Annotated in this window: 18 protein-coding genes; 2 read left to right on the top strand and 16 right to left on the bottom strand. The window is 61.8% G+C overall.

Going from position 1 to position 26,524, the window contains the following annotated elements; translation table 11 throughout:
- Nucleotides 1–82 precede the first annotated feature (82 nt).
- The 13 genes from A37A_RS16935 to A37A_RS0109765 form a co-directional block, all read right to left on the bottom strand.
- Entirely contained in the window at nucleotides 83–3,013 is a 2,931-nt protein-coding gene (locus tag A37A_RS16935) for a bifunctional YncE family protein/alkaline phosphatase family protein (RefSeq protein ID WP_018291331.1), read from the bottom strand.
- Nucleotides 3,010–3,456, bottom strand: coding sequence for a hypothetical protein (locus A37A_RS0109815; protein ID WP_020494267.1), 447 nt, complete (start codon nucleotides 3,454–3,456; stop codon nucleotides 3,010–3,012). Before A37A_RS0109815 ends, A37A_RS16935 begins: the two co-directional genes overlap by 4 nt.
- Before the next feature lie 164 nt (nucleotides 3,457–3,620).
- Nucleotides 3,621–3,920 carry a hypothetical protein gene (locus tag A37A_RS20665; protein ID WP_018291329.1) on the bottom strand — a complete coding sequence of 100 codons (300 nt, stop codon included), beginning with the start codon at nucleotides 3,918–3,920 and terminating at the stop codon, nucleotides 3,621–3,623.
- Nucleotides 3,921–3,965: 45 nt separating this feature from the next.
- Nucleotides 3,966–4,259: a hypothetical protein gene (locus A37A_RS20660; RefSeq protein ID WP_018291328.1), complete on the bottom strand. Its 294-nt coding sequence runs from the start codon at nucleotides 4,257–4,259 to the stop codon at nucleotides 3,966–3,968.
- Nucleotides 4,260–4,354: 95 nt separating this feature from the next.
- The gene (locus tag A37A_RS16930; RefSeq protein ID WP_018291327.1) at nucleotides 4,355–5,455 is read right to left on the bottom strand and encodes an IS1634 family transposase; all 1,101 of its coding nucleotides are present in this window, start codon (nucleotides 5,453–5,455) and stop codon (nucleotides 4,355–4,357) included.
- 5 nt (nucleotides 5,456–5,460) lie between these two features.
- Nucleotides 5,461–5,667, bottom strand: a complete 207-nt coding sequence (locus tag A37A_RS18405; protein WP_018291326.1) for a hypothetical protein — start codon at nucleotides 5,665–5,667, stop codon at nucleotides 5,461–5,463.
- A gap of 393 nt (nucleotides 5,668–6,060) precedes the next feature.
- Entirely contained in the window at nucleotides 6,061–9,276 is a 3,216-nt protein-coding gene (locus A37A_RS0109795) for an efflux RND transporter permease subunit (RefSeq protein ID WP_018291324.1), read from the bottom strand.
- Nucleotides 9,273–12,482, bottom strand: coding sequence for an efflux RND transporter permease subunit (locus A37A_RS0109790; RefSeq protein WP_020494264.1), 3,210 nt, complete (start codon nucleotides 12,480–12,482; stop codon nucleotides 9,273–9,275). Before A37A_RS0109790 ends, A37A_RS0109795 begins: the two co-directional genes overlap by 4 nt.
- 165 nt (nucleotides 12,483–12,647) lie before the next feature.
- Nucleotides 12,648–12,998, bottom strand: coding sequence for a hypothetical protein (locus A37A_RS0109785; RefSeq protein ID WP_018291322.1), 351 nt, complete (start codon nucleotides 12,996–12,998; stop codon nucleotides 12,648–12,650).
- 63 nt (nucleotides 12,999–13,061) lie between these two features.
- A complete protein-coding gene (locus tag A37A_RS0109780; protein ID WP_040888890.1) occupies nucleotides 13,062–13,622 on the bottom strand; it encodes an RNA polymerase sigma factor in 561 nt (186 codons plus the stop codon).
- Nucleotides 13,623–13,738: 116 nt separating this feature from the next.
- Nucleotides 13,739–15,313: a TolC family protein gene (locus A37A_RS0109775; RefSeq protein ID WP_018291320.1), complete on the bottom strand. Its 1,575-nt coding sequence runs from the start codon at nucleotides 15,311–15,313 to the stop codon at nucleotides 13,739–13,741.
- A gap of 32 nt (nucleotides 15,314–15,345) precedes the next feature.
- A complete protein-coding gene (locus A37A_RS0109770) occupies nucleotides 15,346–16,869 on the bottom strand; it encodes a TolC family protein (protein WP_231363848.1) in 1,524 nt (507 codons plus the stop codon).
- Nucleotides 16,870–17,163: 294 nt separating this feature from the next.
- Nucleotides 17,164–18,066 (bottom strand): phosphoribosylaminoimidazolesuccinocarboxamide synthase, encoded by a 903-nt coding sequence (locus A37A_RS0109765; protein WP_018291318.1) that lies wholly within the window; start codon nucleotides 18,064–18,066, stop codon nucleotides 17,164–17,166.
- A 157-nt stretch (nucleotides 18,067–18,223) separates the two neighbouring features.
- Between A37A_RS0109765 and A37A_RS16925 the strand changes: the two genes are divergently transcribed.
- Together A37A_RS16925 and A37A_RS16920 are read left to right on the top strand one after the other, a co-directional pair.
- Nucleotides 18,224–20,773, top strand: a complete 2,550-nt coding sequence (locus A37A_RS16925) for a glycosyltransferase (protein WP_018291317.1) — start codon at nucleotides 18,224–18,226, stop codon at nucleotides 20,771–20,773.
- A 3-nt stretch (nucleotides 20,774–20,776) separates the two neighbouring features.
- Nucleotides 20,777–22,648, top strand: a complete 1,872-nt coding sequence (locus A37A_RS16920; protein ID WP_018291316.1) for an ABC transporter ATP-binding protein — start codon at nucleotides 20,777–20,779, stop codon at nucleotides 22,646–22,648.
- 31 nt (nucleotides 22,649–22,679) lie between these two features.
- Here A37A_RS16920 and A37A_RS16915 read toward each other — a convergent pair whose 3' ends face one another.
- From A37A_RS16915 to ftsA, 3 genes are all read right to left on the bottom strand, one after another.
- On the bottom strand, nucleotides 22,680–23,918 hold the full coding sequence (locus A37A_RS16915) for a substrate-binding domain-containing protein (RefSeq protein ID WP_018291315.1): 1,239 nt from the start codon (nucleotides 23,916–23,918) through the stop codon (nucleotides 22,680–22,682).
- Nucleotides 23,915–25,063, bottom strand: a complete 1,149-nt coding sequence (locus tag A37A_RS0109745; RefSeq protein ID WP_018291314.1) for a hypothetical protein — start codon at nucleotides 25,061–25,063, stop codon at nucleotides 23,915–23,917. The genes A37A_RS16915 and A37A_RS0109745 overlap by 4 nt, the downstream gene beginning before the upstream one ends.
- Nucleotides 25,064–25,279: 216 nt before the next feature.
- Nucleotides 25,280–26,515 carry a cell division protein FtsA gene (ftsA, locus tag A37A_RS0109740; RefSeq protein ID WP_018291313.1) on the bottom strand — a complete coding sequence of 412 codons (1,236 nt, stop codon included), beginning with the start codon at nucleotides 26,513–26,515 and terminating at the stop codon, nucleotides 25,280–25,282.
- Nucleotides 26,516–26,524: the final 9 nt, after the last annotated feature.

Below are 26,524 nucleotides of genomic sequence, written 5' to 3'. Positions count from 1 at the left end.
GCAGCGCAAAGGGAAACAGGAGCAGGGCTCCCTCCGGTGGTGCACGTCCTCGGACGGGCCTCCGACGGAGGGTCCGACCGTCCTACTCTCCGGCCGCGGCAGGGACCGGCCAGGGTCTCTCCCTTCTCTTCAAGCCGATCCACAAGGCCCGATTGAATCGCTCCGCATCGAGCCGGTCTGCGTCCGAGAAGTTCTGGTCGCCCAATAGCTTCTGCCAAAAGTTGGCGTCATGACGGGCGGGGGCCCCAGCCCCTTCTTGGCCGCCGACGGGAAGGTCGGTCTTTTGCAGGGCAGCGGGAACGACCGCCCGGTAGCTCCAGCTTTGCTTCGCTGGGTCAAAGAGGTCGGTCATCGGCTCAGCTCCCTGGTCGTAGAAGCAGAGCGGCCCGAAGCCGAGGATCTCCTCGATCGTCTTCAGAACGCTCACCGTGGTGAACCTCCGGCGGATGACGGCTCCCTGCTTGACGAAGGGACCCACCACAAGGGCGATGCTCCGGTGGGCATCGACGTGATCCGCCGCGGCCTGTGCGTCATCCTCGATCACGAAGATCAGGGTGTCATCCTTGTAGCCGCTCCGAGCGACCTTCTCGACAAGCAGACCCACCGCATAGTCGTTGTCCGCCATCTGCGTCTCGACGGTGTCGACCTTATCGGCAGCCTCTCGGAAGGAGCCGAAATGATCGTGAGGCAGGCGGATCAGCTCTAGGGCAGGGAGATTCCCCTTCCTCGCATACTCGTCGAACTCGCGTTCCCACTCCTTGTAGCGCCAGTAGTCGGCATACTTCATGTCGAACCCGCGGTAGTAGAGATCGCTGACCTTCGCCAGCGTGACATTGTCGGGAACGAACTGAACCGTCCTCTCCGCGAAGGGATGCCGCGATAGTGGAATGAAGGAGGGATCCTCCTTGGGCAGATGGTAGCGGGTCAGATCGCCGAAAAAGCCATAGTTCCGGACACTCACTCCCTTTCGCAAGGCCGCGTCCCAGAGATAGCCCAGCCCCACTTCTCCTTCGGGACTGTCCGGCGCGGCCACGCTCCTGGTTCCCGGCAGCAGATCGGGATCGTCGGGAAGCGCAGGGTTCGCCTCCTTCCTCTTCGCCATGCCCTCGATTCCCACCGCGATGTTCCGATTGTCGCCCTCGAAATCGTAGGTAGGTCCCCGATGGGCATAGTGGAGGGGAACCGTCTTTTCGGTAATGTCGATCGCCCGGGCCTCCGTGCTCCAGTTCCAGCCATCTCCACTCACCTCTCCGCTGTCGAAGAACTGATCCAAGAGGACGAACTGCTCGGCCAACCGCCGTTCGTTGGGGCAGTAGGGCGCCAGGATCGCCAGGTCGGGATCCCCGTTCCCGCGTTTCAAATCCCCGAAGAGCTGGTCGTAGCCCCGGTTCTCCTTGATGACATAGAGAATGTGGTGGATCCGGCGGCGCAGCATCCGCAGGATGGCCTCGTCCCCCGTATCGGCGCCGATTCGATGGTTGTTTCTCCAGACCGTCTCGGTCAGCCGACGATCGAGTACCGGATCGGGTCGCGGGAAGCTCTGCAGGCTCCCCATCATTTTTTGGAGGATATACTCGTTCTTCGACCTCCAGACCTTGACGAGTTCTCCCGGAGGCGGGAGCGGCCGCGCGAATCCCCGGTCGTTCGGTCCCGTCACGCTCTTCCCGGTCGCCACATAGAGCCAGCTTCCGCTTCCGTTGCAGGCGACCGCCGTCGGGTACCAGCCGGTCGGGATCAGAGCGACAACCCTGCTCCTCGCCTCCGCCCCATCCTCCCGCACCTCGCCTGCGATCCCCCGCGCCTTGGGACCGAGCTCGATCACCGAGACGCAGTTCATTCCGCCGTTGGCGACATAGAGGAACTTCCCCGAGGGATCGAGACAGAGGTTGTTCGGAGAGGCCCCTTTGCGGGGCTTTCCTGGCCTGACGGAACCCGGCTCGGAAACAGAAGGAATCGATTCGAGGAGCCGGTCGGCCTTTGTCTCGATCACCGCGATTTGGTCCGAGTTGTCCTCGGATAGGTAGGCACGGCTCCGATCTCGATCGACCACGATCCGGTTCGGCTCTCCCCGGAGGGAGATTCGGCCCAGGCAGCGTATTGTTTCCGCTTCTACCCCAACGACCACGATCTCCCGATCCCGCAGGCTGGCGACATAGGCCTTCCCCTTTCCCACCCAGGCGACGTCCATTGGATACTCCCCGCCGGGGATTCCCCTCTCCTTGGGATCGATCTTCCCCGGGCGCAAATCGAGCTCGGCAACCGCCTTCCCATCGGCCAGCCGAACCAGGCTGACCGAGTCGTTGGCGTAGTTGGCAACGAGAAGAAGCTTTCCCTCCGGATCGGCACGAAGTCCGGAAACCACGGCCTTCGTCTCGATCCCGTTGCCCTTTTCGTGCCCCAACGGGATCGGAGGACGGGCCGACGCCCAGGTGGCTCCCGTTCTGGCGAAAACACAGATCCGATCCTCTCCCCCGCCCGAGACGTAGAACTCCTTCCCGTCCGGATTCCAGTCGATCCCGCAAAAGGAGTTCGGGAGTGGAAGGACGGCGACCTGCTTGGGAGCTCCCTGGGAAATGTCGAAGACAAAGACAGATTCGTTGGAGAGCTCCGGAACCGCCTTCCCGTCGGAGCCGAACCGCAGGTTGTAGCCCGAGCTCAAGACCAGCAACGTATCGCCCGTGGGGCTCGCCGCCATGGCGAACGAGCCGGAGGCCGGGACCTTTGTCTCTCCGGAGACCCCATAGAGCGGGTCTAGATGGAGATCCCGAATCGGGGAGAGATCGATCCGCACCCCGGTCGGAAGGAGGGTCTCCTGTTGGCTGCCTTCCGGCTCACGGGCTCTCGTGGAAATCGCGCCGTGCAGGCAGGAGGCCCCCACGACGGCCACGAGCAACAGCCTCCGCAACCCTTTTGCCCGCGGGAGACAAACCTCCGCCGGAGCGGTGGCTGAGTGGCGGCGGCGCACGATTCGGAAGGATTTCCAGGACACCGATACCCCACGGGAGCGGATCATTTCAGCTCGGGTAGGGAAGGATCGAGCTTGCGCTCATCGGCTTGAAAGCGCGCGGCCTTCACAAGATCGCCTTCTCTCCTGTAGGCAATGCTATTATTGAACAGGCAGAGGGCCAGAATCTTCTTCTGCACCCCTTTGCCTGAGCCCGCTCCCGCCTGGGTGTAGGTCGATCCTCCGCTGTAGCCGGCTGCCATCTGTCCTTGGCTGACCGCCGCCCTCCCCAGTCCGATCGCCCGGGAAAAGATCTTGTGCGCCTCCGGATACTTGCCCTCGGCCGTGTAGGCGACGGCACGGTTATTGTAGGGCACCATGAGCCCGAAGGAGCTGAAGCCCGATTGCGCAATCGAGGTGTGCAGATCCTTTTCCGCCACGGCCCGCGCCTCGGATGGATGACCCGCCTGCAGCAGCTCCTGCGCCTTCTTGCCTCCCCCATTCGCGCCCAAGATTATCTGCGGGACCCACCACAGCCACTCTCCCCGTCCCGGTCGCTTGGGGAGCCGCGGACCCCTCCAAGGAGCTTCCGCCAAGAATGACCGCGCCCATCGCCAGGACGAGCCAGATGGAGCCTACCGCCGTTCGCATGGTTTGGATCATGGGATCTTCTCTCCTAAAATTGATAGCTGACCTGGCCCTGCACCCAGAGGGACCAAGAGACCATGAGCTGCTCGTAGTTGGCGAACGATGTCGCATAGCCGCTGCCGCTCGTCATCCAGTTGTGCTGATCGGTCACGTTCCAGACCCAGAGCCTTCCGACCCAATGCTTATCCGGGCTCGTGTAACTCAAGCCCAAATTGAGGGTGTACTGCCAGGGAATCCGGACGAGGTAATCGTACGCAATGTATTGCGGGCTCGTCGCGTTGAAGGAAGCGAAAAAGCCCAATCCCCAATCGAGCGTGTAGGTTGCCATGAAAGAGGTCTGAAAGTTGGACCAGCCGACGTAGTTGTACGTTCCCTAGGGGAAGTAACCGAAGTTGTCGAAGGGGTACTTTTTCGGATTGTTCAAAACGTAGTTGCTCGGATAGAGCTGGTCCATGTCCGGCCCTTCGGTGAGCGGCGAGGCATAGTCGAACGTGCTCAGGATGTAGGAAGCATTGGCGACGAGCCAGAGACGCCGATCCGGCTGATAGCTCACCTGTAGGGTGCCCCCCACCACGTCGATCGGAACCGGAACCAGGAGCACCTTTTTGTAGGCTTCCAATTCCTGGAAGTCCTGGTTAAAGGCAGGGTCTTTTGTTTTGGAGTTCATGCGGCGGCGAGGATGGCCAAACATTGTTTAGCCTGACTTCCCTTGAGTAGCAGCATAACTCATTGATGCGGCATGACAGGCCTTTCCGCTACTGGCTACATGGCTGCCCAGGCCGGCGGCTGGGCGAAGAGTGGGAGCAGACGAAGTTTTTCCAGGAGCCGATTCAGCTCCCGAGGAATCTTGCTCAAAAGACGAACGATCGGCTTGCCTTCCACGGAGAGAACGCCGAGGCGGATCGACTGGAGGCGGCGCAGGAGCGCAGGAACGTGTTCAAAAACACCGAGCTTGCTCCACTCGGTGGCCAAACGAGCCGTCATCCAATACGCGAGAAAGCAGATCCTCACGTGGTTGCGGACACGGTCGGGCCGCCAATGGAAGACGGGCCGGACCTCGAGGTAACTTTTTAATTCGCAAAAGGCCTGCTCGACCTCGCCGAGGCTTTTATAGTGGGCCAGGACCTCCTTGGCGGACGCCTCGGCGCGGGGCAGATTGGTTTCCAGCAGATACCAGCCGTCAGTGGCTTGCTCCTTGGCAATCTCCTTCTCGTCGAGCTTCCACCAGAACCGACCGTCCCCGTCGATTCCGTACCGGAAGTACTTGTGCGCCTTGCACCGCTGCAGCATCCGGCCGACCCGGCTTCCCAGCCGAACCGCATCCTCGTCCTTGTGTGCGTTTCGTTTGAGCTCCTCCAGCGAAAGCTTCGCCTTGCCGATTCGAGCCTCCCGCCTCTCCCGATCCCGTTTGGCCCGCCACTCTCCTCCGGCAATGACGTACCGAAGACCGTCCTTCTCCACTTCCATCCCTTCGGTCCGGTCCCAGAGCTCCGGCTGCCGATCCCGCGGCAACTTCTCCACCAGCTCCTGGAGTTGAGCCCGATTCGCCCGGGTCACGTATCCCAACTCCATCCCCGTCAGCATCTCCAGGTTAAAAAAGCTTCGGATCCCGCCGTCAAAAACAAAGACCGCCTTTTCAATCCCCAGCCGTCGCCGCAAGCCAACCAAAAGCCCGGGGAGCGTCGAGGAATCAGCCCGATTGCCTCGGAGAACCTCCACATGGATCGGGATCCCCTCCGCATCGGTCGCCACCGCCAAAAGCACCTGCGGCCGGTCATCCCGGTGGTCCCGACTGTAGCCGTAGCGAGCCAACCCCTTCGGACCCTCTCCCTCAAAATAGGTGCTCGAAAGATCGTAGAGCACCAGACTTACCCCTCCGGGAAACGCTCTCTCTGGAAAAGCCCACGCTCGATCCGGCTCCAAACCCCATTGAGCCCATCCATCGCCCGGTAGAGATCCTCTTCCTCAAATCCTTCGCTCTTTTCCAAGGAGCAGGCTTGCGCCAGAAGCGTCCCCCGAGCCTCCTCCTTCAAGGAAAGCTTCGAGCAGGGGAAGAGAATCCTGCCGAAGATCATTGTGAAGTTTCTTCGATTTTGCGGACAAGGGCTTTGTGGTATGGAAAGGAAAACCCCAAATGAACAACGGAAAGAGCAGCAGCAAGTTCGCGCGGCGTTATGACCAGCAGCCGCTCCGGGTGCTTCCGGCTGGAGCAATAGCCGCCATTTCTCACAAATTTCGTAGCCGAGGCGCCGCCAATGGGCTTGGATGCGAGGCGCGGCGCCGGTTTTCCACCGGAGCTGTATGAAGACATACTGCAAGGATGGAAAACCAAGCGTAACGAAGCAGACAAGCCCATTGTGCAAGCCGCAGGAGAAAGCTTGTGAGAAATGGCGGATAGTTGCCGGGTGGAGATAACTCCCTCCCCACTGGGCGATGCACCCTTTTCACGGCACACGCCGAACGCCGGGTTATAAAGCAGCCTTCGCCAGCTCGGCCTCGACTTCTTCGAGGCGCTTACGCCGGCTTAAGGGAGCCAGGAGCGAATAGACGCAGGGGACGACGAAGAGAGTAAAGAATGTTGAGACGATAATCCCGCTGATCACGACGATCGCCAGGGGTTTCCGGACTTCCGCTCCAGGGCCGAAGCCCACTGCGCCGGGCAAGGCCGCCGCAATGGTGGCAAGCGAAGTCATCAAGATGGGCCGCAACCGGATCGCGGCGGCATCCAGAAGCGCCTCAGGGAGGGGCAGCGCCTCCTCAAAGCGCTTTTTATTGAAGAATTCGACCAGGAGGATCGAGTTCTTCATCGCCAGCCCCATGAGCAAGATGATTCCAATGCCGCTGTAGATGTTGAGCGACATCCCGGCAAGGTAGAGGCCCTGAAAGGCTCCGGTCAGGGAAAAGGGAATCGCCACCAGCACGACCAGGGGATAGAGGAAGCTGTTGAACTGGGCGCCCAGGAGCATGTAGGCCAAGAGGATTCCCAGGGCGAGGGTCACTGGGAAGGAAGCGAAGGTCTCCTTCGCGGTCTGGCTGCTCCCAGTGGGTTCCACGTCATAGCCCGGGGGAAGCTCCTTGCGGCAGATCTCCAAGGCGGTATCCAGCGCCTTGGCTTGGGAAACCTCGGGTTTCACGTTCGCATAGAGTGTGATCGCCCGCCGCCGATTTTCCCGCGTGATGTCGAGCAGCTTCGGCACGACCCGCACTTCCGCGATGTCCTTGAGCCGGATCATCTCCCCCCCGTAGCCCGACCAGAGTGGCAAATTGGCTACGTCCTCCGGCTCCCGCCACTGGTTCGGCTCGAGGCGAATCCGTAGGTCGTAACGCCGGTTATCCTCGTGGTTGGTATACTGACCCTGGCGCATTCCGCCGATACCGGCCGCGACCACATCGGCGATCGTCTGCATGCTGATGTTGGAGTCGGCGGCTTTTTGCCGGTCTGGCACCACCTCGAGCTCAGGCATTCCCGTTCGGTAATCGGTGTCCAGATCGGTGTAAAAGCCCGTCGCCTCCATCTGATGGACGATGGCGTCCGCCTTTGCTTGAAGCACGGCGTAATCCGAACCGCGCAGCGAAAGCTCGATGTTGGTGCCGCGCTTGCTGCTGAAGGCGCTCTGGCTGATGTCGATCACCTTGATGTGAAGGTCGCTGTACACAGGCTTCTTCAACTCCTTTCGCCAGGTGCGGATGATCTCTTGAAGCCGCTCTTTCCTCTCTTTCCGCGGCTTAAGGGTCACGAAGATCGCTCCACGGTTCACCTCGCCTCCGGAATACCCGCCCACCGTGGTAAAGAAGTGAGCGACCGTCCGCTGACTCTTGAGAAAGCTTTCCAGTTCCTGCACCCGATGGCTCGTATACTCGAGCGAGCTTCCCACCGGGGTCTCGATCCGGAGGAGGGCCATGCCGAGATCTTCCGAGGGAGCAAGCTCCCGGTGGAGCAGCGGGAAGACGCGGAGCGAGAAAAAGAAGAGTCCAAAGGAGACGAGGACGACGAGCCACCTGTGGTGAAGAGCGAAGCCGAGGCAGACCCGGTAGACCGCTCCCATTTTCTGGTAAAAGCCTTCCAACCAGGTTTCGACCCGCCCCGGCCCGTGGGAGGCGCTCACGAATTCGGCACAGCGCATCGGAGCGAGCGTGAGCGCCTCCAAAAGAGAGATGAGCACCGCGCACGAAATCATCGCACCGAACTGGAAGAGGAACTTCCCCACCACTCCCCCCAGAAAGGCGATCGGAGCGAAGACGGAGACGATCGTCAGCGTCGCGGCGGCTGCCGCGAAAAAGATCTCGCGGGTTCCGTCGAGGGCGGACTGCTCCGGACTCTTCCCCATCCGATGATGACGGGTGATGTTTTCCAGAACCATGATCGAATCATCGATCACGATGCCAACGGCCATGGAGAGGGCGAGAAGCGTAAAGAAGTTGAGCGTGAAGCCCATCGCCTTGCAGAAGATGAAGCTTCCCAGAATCGAAATCGGGATCGAGAAAAGCACGTTCACCGTGGTTCGAAAGGAGCCCAGGAAGGCGAGGCAGACGAGGGTGGTTACCCCGATGGAAAAGAGAAGCGTGAAGGCGGTTTCCCGAATCGCCTCGGCCGTGAAAACCGAAGAATCGTAACGCGTGCCGATCTTCATTCCCGGCGGCAAATCGGGCTTGAGCTCCTTCATGATCCGCTTCGCGGAATTGGCTACCTCGATCTCGTTGTATCCGCGCAGCTTTTGTAGCCCTAGACCCACGGAGGGAACTCCGTCGCTCCGCGCGAAGCGGCGTGGGTCCATGATTCCGTCCTCCGGCCGTGCGACCTGGGCGAGCGGCGTGAAGGAGTCCGCCGGGCCCCGGACGTTACTGAGCGTATTCGTCGCAAAGCTGGTCGTTCCCGCGGTTCCGGCCATTCCTCCTTGCGCGGAAGCAATGCCGGTCAAGGGTGGAAGATTGGCTCCGCCGGAACCTCCCCGATGATTGAGCACCAATCCGCCCATCTCTTCGGGAGAACTGACCTCGCCCATCACCCGGACATTGATCTCGTTATTCGCACTTTCCAGGTAACCGGAAGCCGTCTCCTGGTATTCGGCCCGGAAGAGATTGAGAACGTCGTTGGGGGCCACCTGATATTGCGCCAGCTTGTTCCGGTCGAGCCAGACGCGGAAGTTCCGATCCGTCCATCCTCCGAGCTGGATGTCGCCGATGCCCTGCACCAGGGAAAACTTGTCGCGAACGCGCGTATCGACATACCGGATGATATCCTTCAGAGGCCGGTCCCAGGTGACCGCGAGCCAGAGGATCGGGGAGTCGTTCTGATTGACCTTGTAGATCACGGGGGGATCCACGTTGTAGGGGAGTTGCACGGAACGGATCTTGGAATTGGTCTCCTGCAAAGCCGCATCAATGTCCCGATCCAAGCGAAAATCGAGCTGGATCCGCGCCACTCCCTGCATGACCGTGCTCGTGACGTCCCGAATCCCCTGGACTGACATGAGCACTTCTTCCAAAGGATCCACCACCTCGGCCTCCATCACCTCGGGGGAGGCGCCCGGCCATTGGGCGACAACGGTCAGGACCGGGTAGGTCACATCCGGAAGCCGGCTGACTCCAAGGGAAAGGAGGCAGAGGATGCCGAAAAAGACCAGGGCTGCCATGAGCATCCACGCGGCAACCGGTCTTCGGATGGCAAGCTCGGGCAGATTCATGGGATTCCCTCCGCACTCTGCGGGGTCTGCGAGTGCTCCCAAACCATCGGAGCCGGCCGCCCGCTAGCCGGAGGGGAAGGCGGACGAGGCTTTCTCTCCAGCCGGGCGAGCACGCGGTAGGCTGCCGGAACGACGAGGAGCGTAAAGAAGGTGGAAACCGTTACCCCTCCGAGGATCGTGATCGCCATCGGAATCCGGCTCTCGGAGCCGGGTCCGATCGCCAGGGCCGGCGGGAGGGCCGCCGCCAGAGTCGCGACCGAGGTCATCAGAATCGGGCGGAGCCGGATCGGACCCGCTTCCAGCAGGGCTTCCCGAACGGGCAGTCCTTCGAGATGCCGTTTCTGGTTGGCAAACTCGACGAGCAGGATCGAGTTCTTCTTCGCGATACCCATGAGCAGCACGAGGCCGATCATGCTATAGAGATTGATCGATTGATGAGTCAGCCAGAGAGCGAGGAGGGCTCCGCTCAAGCTGAACGGAAGCGCCAGCAGGACCGTGAAGGGATGGATAAAGCTGTTGAACTGGGAGGCGAGGACCATGTAGGCGATGACGATCCCGACCCAGAGAGCAAACTCGAGGCTGCCGAAGGTCTCCTCGAAGGCAGCGGCTCCGCCGCTCCAGTAGACCCGATACCCGTGGAGGACATTCCGATCCGCGATCTTTCGGGCTTCGGCCAGTGCCGCCGCCTGGGACTTTCCCGAGGCAACGTTGGCAAAGACCGTAATCGCCCTCTCCCGCATCCGGCGCCCGAGCGTCTGGTAGGTGGGGACGGTCTCGAAATGGGCGACCGAGGTGATCGGCATATATTCGTTGGAGTTCGTGCGGACGAAGAGCTTCTGGATATCCTCGGGCTTCACTCGCTCTCCCCCCTCTAGCCGGACCCGGATGTCGTAGCGGCGGTCGCCATTCGTGAACTGGCTCTGGGCCACGCCGCCGATCGCAACCGCGATCGTGTTGGCGATGTTTTGAATCGGCATCGCACAGGCGTTGGCCGCGAACCGGTCGGGGAAGACGCGGACCTCGGGCATCCCATCCCGGAAGTCGGTATCGAGGTCGACGAAGTAGCCGGATTTCTTCATCTCGCCCGTGATCTTGGCAACCTGCTCCCGGAGCACCTTGTAGTCCTGGCCGCGCACGGAGAACTCGATCGGAAACCCGCGTCCGGTGGTAAATCCCCGGATCGATAGATCCTGGAGCGCCACTTTCAGTCCTCCGAGCCTGCCCAGCTCGGACCGGAGTCGATCTCCCAGCTCCTGCTGGGTGAGCTTGCGCTCGTTCTTGGGCTTGAGCGTCACATAGAGGGTGCCCACGTTGACTTGCGCATCGATCAAGTTGCCATCACTCGCACCCGTGCGCTGAATGAATCCTCCGACCTCTCCAAAAACCCGAGCCACCTCGGGATGGGTCGCGATGATCGCCTCGCACTCTTCCAGCTTCCTCTGGGTCAAGTGAATGGACGAGCCGACCGCGGTCTGGATCCGCACCAGGAAGGAGGATTCGTCTTGAGCGGGGATCAGCTCCTTGGGCAACAGCGCCAGGAAGCGAAGGGAGAGGGCGAAGAGGATCGTCGCCGCGAGGAGGACCAGCCAGGGGTGATCGACAGAGACACGCAGGAAGAGCCGATAGACCCGCGAGAGTCCATGGAAGATTCGGTCCATCAGCCATGCCAGCCCTCGGCGACGGTTTGGGTCCTCGAGCAGCTGGGAGCAGCGCATCGGAGTAAGAGTAATCGCCTCGAGCAGCGAAAGAGCGACGGCTGCCGTGATCGTCACCCCGAACTGGTAGAAGTACTTGCCAACGATCCCGCGCATGAAGGCGACGGGCAGGAAGATGGCCAGGATCGCCACCGTGGCCGCCACGGCCGCAAAGGTAATTTCCCGCGCCCCGATCTGGGCAGCCAGGACCCTTCCCTGCCCCATCTCCCGATGCCGGACGATGTTCTCCAGCACCATGATCGCGTCATCCACGATGATGCCGATCGCGAGGGATAGGCCGAGAAGGGTGAAGAAGTTGAGCGTAAAGCCTAAAAAGTAGAGGATGATGAAGGTCCCGAGCACCGAGGTGGGAATGGAGAGCAGAACGTTGAGGGTAGAGCTCCAGGTTCCCAAGAAGAGATAACAGACCGCCGCCGTCACTAGAGCTGAGAGAAGCAGGGTAAAGAGGGTTTCCTGGATCGCCTCCTCGATGTGCTGGGTCCGGTCATAGACCACTTGGAGGTCGAATCCAGGAGGCAGATGGCGCTTGACTTCCTCCAGCTTCTGCTTGACCAAACGTGCGACCGCCACCGAATTGGCTCCCGGCTGCTTCTTGATGCCCAGGCCGACGACCGGGTACCCGCCCGTGACGGCAATTCGCCGGATGTCGTCGAGCCCATCTTCAACTCGAGCGACATCCTTGATGTGAATGGGGGATCGATAGATGAGCTCGGTCCCTCGCCTCTTGATCTGAATGTTCCCCACTTGCTCCGGAGTGAGCCCTTCCCCCATCGCCCGGACGTTCATCTCCCGCTTCGAGTTTTCGAGGTAGCCGGCCGCCACCTCGACCTGTTCCTGCTGGAGTGCCGTCTGCACGTCGAGCAGGGTCAGTTGCAGCAGCTTGAGCTTCTCGTTGTCGACCCAGACGCGCAGGTTGCGGACGTTGTAGCCGGCCAGGACGATCTCCCCGACGCCGGGGACGATCTGGAATTCGTCATGCAGCACTAGGTCGACGTAGGTGACGAGATCATGCAGCGTCTTGTCCTTGCCCGAGACCGAAAGAATCAGGATCGGCTGCTCTTCCGGATTGTCCTTGGTCAGGATCGGCTGCGCGACGGGCTGCACGGTCTGTGTCGCCGCCTGGGTCGTCGTATCGTAGGGGAGCTTGACCGAGCTCACCTTGGACTGAACCTCGGTCAATGCCGCGTCGATCGGTCGGCCGAGCTCGAACTCGAGAATGATCGACGCCTGCCCCTGCTCGATAAAGGAGGTGATGTTCCGAAGCCCCTGCGAGGAAATCACGGCTTCCTCGATCGGATCGACGATCGATGTCTCCAGGATCTCCGGTGCGGCGCCCGCCCATTGGAGATTGATGGTCAAGACCGGGAAGTCGATCTCCGGCAGATCGCTGACCCCCAGCCTGCCCAGGGAGATCGCGCCGAAGAGGATGAGCCCGGCCATCAGCATCCAGGCGAAGACAGGCCGACGAATGGAAAGATCGGAGAGTGTCATCGGAGTGCCCTATCCCTAGCGGTCAGCGGTCCCTTGCCACTTCCCAGGGAGGGGTCTGTCACGCAATCCGACAGCCGTTTGCCTGTGGATCTCCGAGGATTAAACCAACCGGAGCGGCAAATGTCGCGAGGCTCGTGCGGAACGCCGTCCGCCGACAACCGCCGGCTAGAGGCCGCCGGAAAAGGCTCCGGTCTCCATCGCCTCGTCCGGAATAAAGGAAGGCACGATCCTCTCTTGCGGTATTCTCCCATGTTGGGCTGCCGCCGCTCCTTCGGGAGCCGACGGAGCCGGTAGCCGAGGAGGGGCCGGAATGACGATAATCGGCGCGTCCGGACGCTGCTGGAAATACCCTCCTCCCCCCGGGAAGGTCTTCCATAGAACCATCCCCGCCGGCGCGCCTTCCGAGGGAGGGCGGGTCCGGCTCGCCGCGCGCGCGCCCCAGGAGGAGAGAGGAATGGATAAGCAGAAGACGGCAAAGAGGATCGGCAGCGGAAGGAAGCGTAGTTTGGCCCGCATGCAAGCCAATCTAACCCGTTCCTTCTCCAAGGGAAAGCAGACATTCCGCCTCCCGTACGGATGCTACCCAAGAAACGATAAGCTCTTGCGCAAGCTTTCGCGGGCGCGGAAGAGCAGGGCGCGAGTCGCACTCAAGGAAAGCCCGAGGATCCGTCCGATCTCCTCGTAGGAGAGATCGTCATAGCTTTTGAGGACCACCGCGAGCCGCTGCTTCGGAGGAAGGGAAGCGATGGCCCGCTCGACCAGCTCGAGCCGCTCTTTGCCCAAGAGCATGTCCGCCGGAGAGCGGGGGGTTGCGGGTGGAACCCCTTCCCCCGGATCGTCGGCCTGGAAGAGGAGAACGTCGGCGGAGCGCCGGCGGCGGATCTCGTTCAAGACGAGCCGGCGGAGAATCGTGAAGAGCCAGGTGCGGAACTTGGCGGTGGGGCGATACCGCTTGGCCGCCCAGTAGACGCGCAGGAAGGCCTTTTGCGTGACCTCTTCCGCCGCGAAGCGGTCTTGCAGCATCTTGACCGCAGTGCCAAACACGGCAAGCTCGTGACGCTCGATCAGCCTTCGGAAGGCTTGGTCGTCGCCCTTGGCGATCTTCGCCATGAGCTCGGCATCTTCCCATTCTTCCGGCACCGTGTTTTCGCTTCCTGCCTTTTTGCTCGATGGGAGAAATATCGCGCACGTTTCCGGGCGTCGCGGTCCCATCCGATCTTCTCCCTCTTGCTGCAGAAGAGAGAGGAGCATGGTTGCTACGGAGCCGAGACCGGCATCGCCGGAGGCCTCCCAGGTCCGGAGGGTGAACTCGTTTGCAGCATATCATGAAGCGGGAGCCCGGTGCGATTCAAGTTCCCGTCGGCCAGGCCAGCCTGCACGAAGAGGTTCACCAGTTGATACCGAGCATTCATCTCGGTCTGATGAAGCGAAAGCCTTGCCTGCTGGTAGACGTTCAACGCGACGAGCACATCGAGGAGCTGTGCCACCCCGCGCCGAAAATCGCTTTGCTGTGCCGCATAGTAGAGTGCGGCAACCTCGACCTGCTCCCGATACTGAAGGACCTGTCCCACCGCGGCGTTGAAGAGAGCAAAGGCGACCCGCAGATTCTCATCCGCGGTTCGCTTCAGATTCTCCACCTGGAGCTCAGCCGAATGCACAAGCGCCTGCTCCTGACGGACATACCCGGTGTAGAGGCCGCCCGTAAAGAGAGGCATCGTGGTGACGATATTGGTGTTCCAAAGAACGGGTGAATCCGGCTGATGGCTCAAGAAGTAAGTGCCGGTGAGCGCCGTGCGCGGGCCGAACTCCCCGATGGCGACCGCGAGCGACGCTTTCTGGGAGCGCAGGAGCTGCACCTGGGCGAGCACGTCGGGCCGGCTCCCGACATGCACCAGATACTCTTCCAGGGTCTGGGGGCCGGGAAACGCTTGGGTCTCCTTGAGATCGATCTTCTCCGGGCCGATGCCCAAGTAGTAGTTGAGCGTCGCCTTATACTGATTCCTCAATCCGATGTAGCCTTCGCGCGCGGCGACCGCGGCCGCGAGATTCGCCTGCCCTTGGAAGACATCGGCGGGACGAGAGCGGCCGACCTTCAACCGGTACTGAAGCTCGTTCACGAGCCCTCGCAGGGCCGCGATCTGGTCTTCCAGGATATACACGCTGCCTTCGTAGTTGAGCTCTTGATAAAATCCCTGCGCGACGTTCACGTAGAGGTTCTGGTAGTCCCATGCCATCGTGTAGGTCTGCGCGGAAGCAGTCGCCCGGGCCGCGGCGACCCGGTTCTGCTGTCGCAAGCTATCGAAGAGCAGCCACGTCGAGTTGATCGCGTTGAAGGAAAAGTAGCCATTGGGGGAAACAGTGTTCACCGCCACTCCGCCGATCGTGGGGATAACGCCGACCGTGTTCTGAAAGCTCTGCATGTTCTCCCAGGAAAATTGCGGAAGGAACGCCGATTGGGCTTGTGCGACCACCGCCTGCTGCGCACGCACGGTCTGATAATCGATCTTCAACTGGTCCCAACGGATCGCCGCCAGCCGATAGCATTCCGCCAGGTCGATCGCCTTGGGATCCAATCGTTTTATGGCGATCGGCGAAACCGCTTGTAGCATGGTTTCCAGCGCTGGCAGTTCCGCCGCAGCCGGGCGGCCGGGGGTCGGCTGCTCACGAGCCGGCAACGCGCGCAGGGGCCAAGGGGAATGCGTCTCTTCCGCCTTCTCCTGCGGCTGGGCCGTAACTTGCCACGGAGAGAGACAGAGCAGAGAGAGGGCACTGGCGGCGAGCACCGCCAACCGGCGCGCGCGCGGCTGCCGCGTCCTCCTCTTGCTCTTCATAATAAGACTGCTCTTCCCGCTCCGGCCAGCCGCTACGGAATCGAAGCCTTGAGCGCCGGCGGGGTGCCTGGACCGACGGGTGGATTGGCGCGGAGAACGTTGTGCAAGGGAAGGCCCGTGGCCTCGATATTGGTTGGAGTCAAGCCAGCCTGGACGAAGAGATTGATCAACTGGTAGCGGGCGTTCATCTCATTCTGATGCAGGGCGAGCCGCGCCTGCTGATAGGTGTTCAGGGCCACGAGGACGTCGAGGAGCTGGACGACTCCGCGCTGGAAGTCGTCCCGCTGCGCCGCATAGTAGAGCGCGGAAACCTCGACCTGCTCCCGGTACTGGAGGACCTGCTCCACAGCGGCATTGAAGAGCGCGAAGGCGATGCGAAGGGTCTGGTCGGCGGTGCGCTTCAAGTTCTCCACTTGGAGCTCGGCGACATGCACGAGCGCCCGCTCTTCCCGGACGGTGGCGGTGAGGAGGCCGCCGGTAAAGAGCGGCATCGTCGCCACGATGTTGACGGTCCAGAGGACCGGCGAGTCCGGCTGGTGGCTCAAAAAGTAGCTGCCCGACACCCCCGCGCGCGGACCGAAATTGCCGATGGCGACGGCCAGCTGAGCCTTCTGCGCACGGAGGAGCTGGAGTTGCGCCAGGACGTCCGGCCGGCTCCCCACATGAACGAGGTACTCCTCCAAGCTCTGCGACCCGGGAAAGGCTTGGGTCTCCTTGAGATCGACCTTCTCCGGGCCGATGCCCAAGTAGTAGTTGAGCGTCGACTTGTACTGATTCATCAAGCCGATGTACCCCTCCCGCTGGGCTACCGCCGCAGCGAGATTCGCCTGCCCTTGGAAGACATCGGCGGGACGAGACCTCCCGATCTTGAGCCGATATTCGAGCTCGGTCACGAGCCCTTGGAGAGCCGCGATCTGATCTTCGAGGATGGAGACGCTCCCTTCGTAATTGAGCTCTTGATAAAACGCCTGGGCGACGTTCAGGTAGAGCATCTGATAATCCCTTTGCATTCTGTAGGACTGCGCGGCGACGTCCGCCCGAGCCGCGGCCACGCGGTTCTGCTGCCTCAGGCTATCGAAGAGCAGCCAGGTGGTATTGATCCCGTTGAACGAGAAGTATCCCTGGGAGGTTCCCACGGCCACCCCGCTGACGGTGGGAATGACCCCCGTCGTGTTCTGGAAGCTCTGCATGTTCTCCCAGGTAAACTGCGGAAAGAACGCCGACAGGGTTTGTGTCACCACCGCCTGCTGCGCGCGTAGGGTCTGGTAGTCGATCTTGAGCTGATCCCAGCGGATCGCCGCCATCTGGTAGCAAGCGGCCAGATCGATCGCGTTCGGATCCGCTCGTTTTGCGGCGATCGGCGAGACCGCTTCCAGGAGCGTTTCGAGGGAAGGGGCATTGCCGGGGGCGGGACGTCCTTGCACCTGCTGGCGATAGGACGGAGCAGCCAGGACCGCGTGGACCGGTTGCGCCTTTTCCGCCTTCGGCTCGGTCTCGGCGATTACCGGCCTAGTAGAACCAATGAGCCCAAGCAGCATCCCTGCCCACAACGCCACAAGCCTGCCTGTCTCACCAAGTTCGCAAGCCAGAGGAAAACGCTTGCGAGACAGGCGGGCTCGCCGTTCCGAACCTACGTGACACTTCTTGCTTTTCTTCACGAATCCGACCCGCCGGGAAGAGACCTTCCATCCCGCAATCGCTTTCGAGAGCAAAACATTTACCGATATAACCGGATCGCCCGCAAATTGTCTCGCTCGCGCCGCCGCCATCCGCCCGAAGCGCCCGACGCTGTCCGGGGAAGCCGGTATGAACCACTCTTGGGTCTCTGCCGCCCTATCCCCTTCCGCTCCCTAGGCGCCGAGATCGCCACGCAGCGGAATCTCCTTCTCGAGTTCCGGGAAAAGGCGCCGCAACGCCTCCCGGTATTTGGCCTGGGTCTTCGCCACGATGACATCCGGCAAAGCGGGCGCAGGCGGCCGTTTATTCCAGGCGAGGGATTCCAGTAAGTCACGTACGAACTGCTTATCGAAGCTGGGCTGGGCTCCCCCGGGTTCATACTCCGATTGCGGCCAGAGCCGGGAACTATCAGGAGTCAAAACCTCATCGATCAGGAGCATCTCCTCTCCTCGGATCCCGAACTCAAACTTCGTGTCGGCGACGAGGATCCCCCGTTCCGCCGCGTACTGGCGTCCCGCCTCGTAAAGCCTCAGGGAGAGCAAGGAGACTCGCGCATGCAGCGCCGTTCCAAGCAGCCTCTCCGCCTCGGACGGAGTGAGCGGCAGATCATGCCCGACTTGCGCTTTCGTCGTGGGAGTGAACAGCGGCTCCGACAGGCGATCCCCTTCCCGCAGTCCCTGAGGAAGCGCGACGCCCGCCACCCTTCCCGTGCTCGCGTACTCCTTCCAAGCGGAGCCCGCAAGGTAGCCGCGCACGACGCACTCGATTGGAAGAGGACGGCACGGCTTGGCTCGCGTCAGCCGTCCGGTCCAGTCCCGAAAGGGAACCTCCGGCGGAAGATCGTAGCCCAAGACCTGATTGGGACAAAGGGGCGCTAAGCGAGCAAACCAACCGCGGCTGATCTGGGTAAGGATTTCCCCCTTGCCGGGAATCGGGGTCGGCAAGATACAGTCGAATGCCGAGATCCGGTCCGAGGCGACGAGCCAAAGCTCATCGCGCCAGGAATAGAGATCTCTAACCTTGCCTTGATGGACGAGCCGGAGCCCAAACCGGGCCCTCTCGCTTTCGTTCCGCATCGTCCCTGTTTACTCCTTGGGCTTTCCTTCCGTAAAGTGCAGCCATCGCGTCGGAGGAGCCGCGCAGCCTTGCCAACCTTCCGGAGGAGCCGCTAGGATTCTCTCCAAGAGCCGGTTAGCGGCCCTGCACCTTCGTGGTGCGCCGTTCCTATCTCCTATGGGGGTCGCCCGTATCCAGATTCGTGGGAAGTTTTTTTTCGAAGAGGAAAAGAAGTTTCCCATCCAAGGGGTGACCTACGGCCCGTTTTCTCCTCGTCCGATCGACGGAGTTCCTTTCCCCGATCCGACGGTGCTGCGGGACGACCTCTCGCGGATGAAGGAGTGCGGTTGCAATCTCCTCCGCGTCTATCATCTTCCTCCGCTCGACCTGCTCGATTCCGCCCTCGATCACGGACTGCGGGTGCTGATCACGATCCCCTGGATCGAGCGCACCCTTTTCTGGAAGGACCGGCGGGTGCTGCAAAAGATCCGCGATCATGTTCGCCGGTCGGTGAGGGAGAGAGCCCGACATCCGGCAATCTTCGCCTATCTGGTCGACAACGAGATGCCTCCTGATCTCCTCCGATGGGCCGGAGCGGGGAGAATCGAGCGTCATATCGACGCCTTGACCGAGATCGTGCGAGAAGAGGATCCCGGTGCTCTCGTCAGCTACGCGAATTATCCCCCGACCGAATATCTCCACCCTCCTTCGGTCGACTTCGTCGCCTTCAACTTGTATCTTCATCGGCCCGCGGATCTAAGCGCCTATTTAGCGCGCCTGCAGAATCTTTCCGGCGAGAAGCCCCTGCTGATCACCGAGTTCGGTATGGACACCCTGCGTCATTCGGAGACCGAGCAGGCCGATCTCCTCGCCGCCCACGTGGAAACGGTTTTTCAGTCGGGCTTGGCCGGAACCGTCCTTTTCTCGTGGACGGACGAATGGTTCACGGGAGGCTTGGAGATCACCGATTGGGCGTTCGGATTGGTGCGGAAGGATCGGAGCCCGAAGCCTAGCTTTCACCGGGTGCAGGCTCTCTTTCGCTCCTGGAAAGAGCCCCTGTTTCGGCGCTTTCCCCTGCCCTACGCTCCGAAGATCTCCGTCGTCGTCTGCAACTTTAACGGCGAGAGATTCCTCGACGGCTGCCTCCGTTCGCTCCAGCGGCTCCACTACCCCACGTTCGAGATCGTCGTGGTCGATGACGGCTCCACCGATGGCTCCCGGAAAGTAGTCGAAGCCTTCGAGGGAATCCACCTCCTTTGCCAGGAGAATCTCGGCTTGGCGGTCGCTCGAAACCGAGGCATCGCCGCGGCCGAGGGAGAAATCGTCGCCTTCACCGACTCGGACTGCATCGCCGACCAGGACTGGCTCTATTTTCTGGCCCGCGCCTTCCAATCGGGCGACCTGGCGGGTGCGGGAGGCCCGAACATCGCCCCTCCCCCAACCACGGCGATCGAAGCCTCGATCGCGGCGGCGCCCGGCGCCCCGACTCATGTTCTGCTCACGGAGCGGCTGGCGGAACATCTTCCTGGATGCAACATGGCCTTTCGACGATCCGTCCTGGAAGCGGTGGGAGGGTTTCTTCCCGAATTTCGTGTCGCCGGGGATGATGTCGACCTCTGCTGGAGGCTCATCGATCGCGGTGACCGTCTCGGCTTTGCTCCCGGCGCCTTGGTCCGGCACCATCGGCGCTCGACCTTCTCGGCCTACCTGCGGCAGCAGGCCGGTTACGGAAAGGCCGAAGCCCTCCTGCGCTTCCGCCACCTCGGCCGCTTCCGCTCGGACGGCACCGCATCCTGGAAGGGGCAAATCTATGCGCCGGGCGTGGCGTCCCTTTCCCTTTCCTCTCCGCTGGTCTACCGCGGCCCATTCGCCGGCGGCCTATTCCAATGCCTCTACTCCCGCGCGGAACCTTCTTGGGCGGCGATCGTTTCCAGCGCCGAATGGATGATTCTCGTGCTTTTCACGCTGCCGTTCTGCCTCGAATGGCCCGCGTTTCTCGTCCCGACTCTCCTGCTCTCGGCCAGCCTGATTCCCGCCGCGATCTACGGGCTTCGCAGGGAGATCGCACGACCCTTCGCGACCCGGGCTAATCGGCTCCTTGTTTGCGCCCTGGCCTTCTTGCAACCGCTCGCCCGCGCCATTCCCCGGCGGCTGGTCTGGCTTCGCGGGAAGCCGGTTCCCCGGGCCTCTTGCACCCTGGATCCCACGTCCACGATCGACGCGACCCTCTCCGGAGAGGGAGTCGCTCTCTGGAGCGAATCCGGCATCGAGCGCATGGATCTCCTGGCCCGAATCCAGGCCGTCCTGACGGAAAGGGGCTATTCCTACGCCCTCGACGCCGGCTGGGGCCGCTGGGATATCCACATCTTCTCCGGACCTTGGTGGAATGCACGGCTCCGTACCCTGACGGAAGTCTACCCGCAAGGGAGAAGGCTGCTCCGGGTCGCGACCCTCCTCCGTCCGAGCCCTCTGGCGATTCTCTGCTGGACGAGCGGCGGCCTCGTCCTGGCCGCAGCTTTCCCCTCCTTCGGCGAGTCCACCCTGCTTCTAGCCGCAGGAGCCGTGCCGGCTTTCTTCCTCTGGGCACGCGAAGGGCTCCGCCTACAGCGCCAGCTTGCGGACCTCGTGGCGGACGCGGGCCGGCGGCTCGACCTGCACCGGGTTTCCTGGCGTCCCTTCGGCTCGCGGATCGCCCGTTCCTCAATCCTCCCGCACCAGGACGGCTAGCGCATGAACCCAATTTCGGCCATCCGAGGTTCGGCCTCATCGGATTCGGCGATCCGCGGCGGGCCGCAAGGCGGACGAAGAGGCCGCTGGTCGAGCTACCGCAGTTGCTTCCCCTACCTCTCCGGCGTCACGGGCTCCGCCTTGCTCGCTTCCTGCCTGCTTCTCCTCACCGTGGCGGCAAGCCTCCTACGGCCTTGGCCCGTACAGTGGCTCATCGACAACTTCCTCCTTCCGCGTCCTGGGAAAATCCATTTCCTCGGAGGGGCGCTTTCGCTGCCGGAAGCCGCACTCGGCGCCGCCGCGGCTCTCGTCGGCTTTTCTCTCCTGCACGGGGGCCTCAACCTCTGGGCCAATGTCCTCCTGTATCGATGCGGACTGCGGGCTCTCGTGCTTCTACGCACGGATCTCTTCGGCTATTTGCAAAGCCTTCCGCTTGCCTACCATCGGAGCCGCGTCCAAGCTGACTTGGCTTACCGGGTCGCCTATGACGCGCAGGCGATTCAGGCGCTGTTCCAAAGGGGGCTCGGCACGGTCCTGGGATCGAGCGCGACACTGATCGGCGCCGCCGTCGTCCTCTTTCGGATGAACCCTGTCTTGGCGTCGTGCGCTCTCGGAGTCCTGCCGTTCCTCTGGTTCGTCGTCGGCCATTTCGCGGGGCGGATTCGCCGGCAAAGCGGGGATCTCCAAGACAAGGAGAGCCGGGTGCTTGCCCAAGTGTCGGAGGGCTTGGCGAACATTCAGTTGCTTCAAGCCTACGGCAGCGAAGAGAACGCCCTCGCGACCTTCCGCAGCCATGTGGAGGCAAGCCGCCAGGCGAACCTCCGATTCCTCTGGACCAACAGCCTGTCCGCCTTGGCAGCGACCGTGATCACAGCTCTCGGAGCCGCGCTGGTTCTTTTCGTCGGAGCGCAGCAGATCCCTCAGCGGCACCTAACGGTGGGCGAACTCTGGATTTTCCTCAGCTATCTCGCCCTGCTCTATCAACCACTCGAACAGTTGTCGTACACGGCGTGGGCTCTGGAGGATGCCGCGGCACGCCTGGCCCGCGTCTTCGAGGTTCTCCAGACCGGCGACACGATCCCCGACTTGCCGCAGGCGACCGACCTCCCGCGCTCTCGCGGAGAGATCGCCTTCGAGCATGTGCGATTTTCCTATGAGGGCCACTCGCCCGTCCTCCAAGACCTCTCCTTCCATGTTGCGCCGGGTCAGCGAGTCGCCATCGTCGGTCCGACCGGTAGCGGAAAAAGCACGCTCCTCGCGCTGATTCCGCGCTTTTTCGAGCCTTCCGCCGGCACCATCCGGATCGACGGCATCGATATCCGGACGGTGAAGAAGAGATCCCTACGGGAAAATCTGGCGATCGTTCCGCAGGATACGGTTCTCTTCCAAGGCACGATCCTGGAAAACATCGCCTTGGGGCGGGCCTCCGCCTCGTTTGCGGAGGTCGAGAAGGCGGCGCAAGCGGCGCAAGCCGACGAGTTCATCGTGCGGCTGCCGCAGAAGTATCAGACGCTCGTCGGAGAGCATGGACTGACTTTGAGCGGCGGCCAGCGGCAACGGATCGGAATCGCCCGCGCATTCTTACGGCAGGCTCCGATTCTCCTACTCGACGAGCCGACCGGATCCCTCGATCCCGCCGTCGAGGCGGAAATACTCAAAAGCTTGCTTCTTCTCTCCACCCGCCAGACGACCCTGCTAGTCACCCATCGACTTCGCCTAGCCAGCGAAATGAATTGGATCTACGTCTTGAACGAAGGGCGCATTGGTGAGTCCGGCCGACATAGCGACCTCCTGGCTCGAAACGGTCTCTACCGGACGCTCTGGAGAGCGCAAGGCTCGGGCGGAAAAGGGGGCGACGCGGCGGACATTTCTTAGCCGCCATTTCTCACAATCTTTCTCCTGCGGCTTAGCTCACGCTCTCGCTCTCCCTGGCGAATCGCGCCGCTACGGTCCCCATCCGGCTAACCTCATATCCAGGAAGAGCGGCGAACTCGGCCCGCATCCGCGAATCGGAAAGCAGATCCAGGAGCAAGGCAACCGTGGGATGATCGACCTGATCTTGTGGAACGATCCAATCAAAGTCGCTTGTTCCCAGGGGGACGAACTCCAGCCCCTGCGCATGCGCGCAGGCGCGGTTGGTCAAGGCGGCGTCGGCCGCTCCACCGGCCACCGCCCGTGCGGCGGACACCGGGCTGCGAGCCGTTCTCTGATATCCTTGGATCGCATTCCCGGGAACCCCCTGTTTTCGGAGCAGATCGTCGAGAAGGGTTCGGCTCCCTGCTCCAACATCCCGATTGAGGAAGCGCAACCGCGGATTCGTCAGATCTCCCACAGAGCGAACACCCAGAGGGTTCCCTCGGGGCACGGCAATCCCCTCTTCCCACTGGGCAAAACGGACCAAGATTCCACCGACTCCCTGCAAGGCCTCCCGTGCCAGGGCAACGTTGTTGCGTGCTTCCCCACCGGGAAGATGGCAGCCCGCCAAGTGCGTCTGACCCGCTCGAAGGGCCGCTGCCGCCTTTTCGCTCGCGCAAGGCACCCAGCGCAGGCGGTCCCGACTCACTGCGGCGATTCTCTCGACGAGCAGGCCGATGCCGGGGTCGCAGCCGAGCAGGAAGGCGCTGCGTTGTATCGCGGAGGCGGAGGAGAGAAGCGTCCAAGGCCCTTCCTTACGATCGTCAGGAAGGAGAGCATCGGCCGCGACGAAGGCCCCCGAGCCCTCTTCCAGCCGTTCGACCGGGTAGGGGATCAGCCGGCCGCGCACATCCGCCAAGACCAGCCGCCTCCCGCCTTCCTCTTGTGGAAAGGGGCCGGACAAGCTAGGAAGATCGATCCCTTCCCAACAGGGAAAGATCTCCTCCACCCGGCTTCCGAGCGCTCGCGCCAGGCGGATAGCGACGAGCGTGTTCGGAATGTAGCGCCCGGTCTCGATGGAGTGGAGGGCCTGCCGCGTAATCCCGACACGGCTGGCCACCTCTTTCTGCGGAAGCCTTTTTTCGAGCCGCTTCTGGCGGATCGGGCTGTCGAAAGCCATCAAGGCGCCCTGGCTCTCCTCCCTTTTCCGCCGGTCGGTTTCCATCCCTTTCCTACTACCCAGCCCGTGGACTGCCGCCTCGGAAGCCCAATTCGGCTTCCGAGAAGTCATTTCCGTTCCAGTCGGCTCCCACTCCGCCGTCGAAAGGCGGGAATGTCCAGATTTTCCCCCTTATACAGGGTGGCCGCTGTTTTCGAAAACGGGGTGCTTTCCGCAGAGGAATGGGCGAGTTCCCTCTCTGGCGCGACCGTGATGCGGGAACGCTCTAACCCATCGGTACGAGGTTGGTTCCGCTGTTCTGGAACCCGTTCCGGGGGTGCCGGCTTGGGGAGCGCAGAGGCTGCTCGACCTAGGAGGAGCATAAGGCGATTTCGCATCGATCGAGCCCGCTTTCGCCGGAAAAAGGAGATGCGCGCCCCATTGGGGAGTTGATCCTGGAGCCGCCTCTCGAGTTCACTCTCCCAGCCCGAGGGCTCTTCGCTCGCCTCGACATATCCCAGGCAACGGTCGGCTTCCTCGGCTACCTGTCTAAATTCGCTGGTCTCCAGGAACGCCGACAAGGAGGCATCGAGGCAAGAGCCCACTTCCCCAAGGAAAATATGGCAATTCTGAATCTCCCCGACTCCCGCGAATAGAGAAGTCTCCGCTTCGCCTCCTCCTCCAGCCGGAAGGACGATTCCATTGGCCATTGCCGCCCAGGCATCGACCCATTGGGCGATTGCCCCCTGAAGTTCACGCAAGCCGCGTCGCACGAATGCGACCCCCCAATCGGAATCTTGCGGGAACACCCTCGCCGTCGAAAAAACAAAGACAGAGGCCTCTGCCGAGAATCCCTCACGGGCGGCTTGGGCCGCCTTCTGCCTCTCCTCGGCTTCAAAGGGAAAGGGGAGGAGACCGAAAATCGTGGTCGGGATCTCCCGCTCCCTCGCCTTAAGAGAAAGGGCTTCGGCCACCGCCGCACCTGTTGCCCCGGCAAGGCTCGTTACGATCAATAGATCGGTGCAATCCTTCAGGAGGTTGTCCAACCGCTGATTCTCCCGCCCCACCAGCCGCCAGGCCAGATCACGGCTCCCGAAGCATCCGAGTCCACCTACCAGATCGGGAGCGAGGAGAAGCTTCTCGGAAGCAAGCGACCCTTCGACCGAGGAAGCCTCTCCGTCGCAGGCCAGACTCCCTTCCGGACAATCGGACAGGAGAATCCACTCATCCAGGACGTTGATTCCCGCAGCGCCGGCTCCGACGATCCGAATGCTCATGCTGCTTCACCCGCTGCCCGAATTCTCACATAGCCTGCATAACTCACAAGCGTTCTCCTGCGGCTTGTGAAATGGAACTGTCTGCCTCGTTGGAACTTGGGTTTTTGGCCCTCCTTGCAGGATATCGTCCTATAGCTCCGGGGAAAAACCTGCGCCCCGCCTTGCATCCAGGCCCATTCACCGCACCTCGGGTACGCACTTTGTGAGACATGCAGGCTAAAAAAACCGAATCCCCGAAAAGAATCGGCGCAACGACCGGCCCATGCGATCCCATCGCCCGCCCCCGCTCTCTTGCATCTCCAGGATCCGACCATACCGCAAGAGGCCCAGCACGGTCGTCCAATCCTGTTTCGCCTCGCAGGCGACTTCCCCATCGAAGGAGAGCGGCTTCGCTGCTTCCACAGGCTGATCAAAAACCTTTTGGGCCAATTTCTGAATGCCATCTAGCTGGGAGCCTCCGCCGGTCAGAAAGATCGTTCCAGAGAAACTCTGCCAAAACGGCTGCGCTTCCAGATCTTCCCGAATGATTTCAAAAATCTCCGACTGGCGCGCCTGGAGAACTTCCACGATCAAGGATATCGGGACGAATCGCTGCTCGTAGGAGCCTTCTGCGGGAAGACTGACCCGTCGATAAGCCGTTTCCTCCCGCAGATCTACCGTACCGTAGGTTCTCTTCAGTTCCTCGGCTCGCGGAAACGGAATCTTGACCGCTGCGGCTAGATCGTTGGTGAGATGGTCTCCTCCCACTCCCAGCGTGCCGGAATGGGCTACGAAGCCATTCCGATAAACGATATAATCGGTGATCCCTGCTCCGCAGTTAATGACGATCGCGCCATATCTCTTCTGCTCAGGGCTCAGGAGCGCCTGGGCGGTGGCGTAGATCGACAGGGCATAGCCCTTGACGCGCAGGGAGAGCCCCTTCACGCAGTGGACCGTGGTCTGGAGACGCGTCGCAATCCCGGAAACTAGGTGAAAGTCGGCCATCAGCCGGCGAGAAAAGAGACCGACCGGGTTGGCTGTCGCCGTGCCGTCGTCGAGAATGTAGGTCTGCAACAGATCGTGCAGCAAGATCTGACCCGGCGGCAGGGCTTGCTGGCGCACGAGCGCGCGCAGCTCGCGCAGATGGCCCCCTTCGATCATCGTCCCCTCCTCGCCCAGATCGAGGGCCAGACGGCTCTGGAAGGAGCGAATATGGGCACCCGAAATCGCGAGGTAAACCTCTCCGATCGAAACATCGGTTTTCGCTTCCGCATCCAGGATCGCTTGGTGGATGGCCTTCTGCGTCATCTCGCAATCGGTAATTTCGCATTTGCGAATGTGCGTCGATGGGCTCTCCGCTACTCCAAGGAGGGAAAGGGATCCTTTGGCGCCGAGCGCCGCCACGGCCACCTTGATCTTGCTGGTTCCCGCTTCCAATCCGACGAGAACCGATCCAGATTTGGCGCCGAACATGGGAAACCT

The sequence above is a fragment of the Verrucomicrobium sp. 3C genome (assembly GCF_000379365.1).
In the GTDB taxonomy this organism is placed as follows: Bacteria; Verrucomicrobiota; Verrucomicrobiia; order Methylacidiphilales; family Methylacidiphilaceae; genus Methylacidimicrobium.
This window is presented reverse-complemented; position numbering and strand designations above follow the sequence as displayed.